Source organism: Pseudomonas sp. IT-P74 (assembly GCF_949768175.1).
GTDB lineage: Bacteria > Pseudomonadota > Gammaproteobacteria > Pseudomonadales > Pseudomonadaceae > Aquipseudomonas.
Genome location: NZ_CATKQD010000032.1, coordinates 1 through 1,520, shown reverse-complemented (window position 1 = coordinate 1,520; position 1,520 = coordinate 1). Strand labels below are relative to the sequence as shown.

Genomic DNA, 1,520 nt, shown 5'->3' with positions numbered 1-1,520 from the left:
TTCCTCCTGCTCAAGGTGGAGCACCGCGGCCGCAACAACTACCTGACGGATCAACCGGCGAGCTACGACAACACCTTCGTCTGCATCCGCCACAAGATTGCCTATCGCCCACCGATCATGACGCCCCGACCGACGATTTCCGGGCCGCTCACCGCCATTGTGGTGGGCCCGAAAGGCGAGGAGGTGTTTACCGACGAGATGGCTCGCGTGCAAGTGCGCTTTCATTGGCAGCGGGAGCAGGATGCGGCACCAGGCACGACCTGGCTGAGGGTCGCCATGCCCAGTGGCGGCACCGGCTTCGGCCATCAGTTTTTGCCGCGCATCGGTCAGGAAGTGCTGGTCACGTTCCTCGGTGGCGACATCGACCGCCCCCTGGTGACGTCGGTGCTCTACAACGCCGACCATGTTCCGCCGCACTTCAGCAACGCCACGGGGTTGCCGGGCAATCGCACCTTATCCGGGATCCAGACCCGCGAACATCAGGGCAGGGGCTTCAACGAACTGCTCTTCGACGATACCCCCGGCGCGCTGCGCGCCCGACTGGCCACGACCCATCAGGCCACGGCGCTGAATCTGGGCAAACTCGTCACCCCGCGAACCGATGGACAGGCCCAGGCGCGCGGCCAGGGCGCCGAATTGCGCAGCGATGCCGCGATTGCCCTGCGGGCGGCCCAAGGGATGTTGTTGACCACCTACGCTCGCCGCGATGCGCAGGGCTCACAGCTGGACCGCGAAGAACTGCTCACGCTCTTGGCCGAGTGCGGCGAGCTGTTCCAGTCCCTCGGCCAGACCGCCGCTGCCCGTGGCAGTCGGCAGGTCGACACCCAGGGCATCGAGGCGTTGCGCCAGTCGTTGAGTCAATGGCCGGCGCCCGAGAGCAACAGTCCGGGCGAGCCGGTGGTCGCAGTGGCGGCTGAAGCCGGCATTGCCAGCGCCACGCCGCGCTCGCAGGTGCATTACGCCGGTGAAAACCACGACACCACCGCCCAGGACCACCTGCAGTTGACCAGCGGCGCGGCCATGCGCCTGCACGCCGGCAAAGGCATCAGCGCCTTCGCCCAGGACGAGGGCATCAGCGCCATCGCCAATCGCGGCAAGGTCCGGGTGCAGGCCCAGGACGACGACCTGGTGCTCAACGCACAAAAGCACCTGCACCTGTCGGCAGCCGAAGGCGAAGTGCTCGTCACCGCCCCGACCATCCGCCTGGTGGCCGATGACGGCAGCTACATCAGGATCGGCGGCGGGGTCGAGATCGGCACCCAGGGCAAGGCCATTGTGCATGCCGGCGAGCATGACTGGGTGGGGCCGAAGACCGACAGTGCCGCCATTCCTGTTTTCGGACGGGACGGCGCTGACCAACGGCATCGACTGCACTATGAAGGTGATCCAACCGCAATTACTCAAGGCCAAGCTTACAAAGTCGCATTGGAAGACGGCAGCCTGGTGCAAGGCATCACGGGAATTGATGGTCTTACCGAGTTGCTTCAGCGAACAGATATGCAATTCGCCAGTCTCGAGGT

1 protein-coding gene is annotated in these 1,520 nt (G+C 65.3%); it reads left to right on the top strand.

Going from position 1 to position 1,520, the window contains the following annotated elements; genetic code table 11:
- A partial coding sequence (locus tag ACM6J5_RS16340) for a DUF2345 domain-containing protein (RefSeq protein ID WP_414928970.1) occupies positions 1–1,520 on the top strand: 1,520 nt, incomplete at both ends.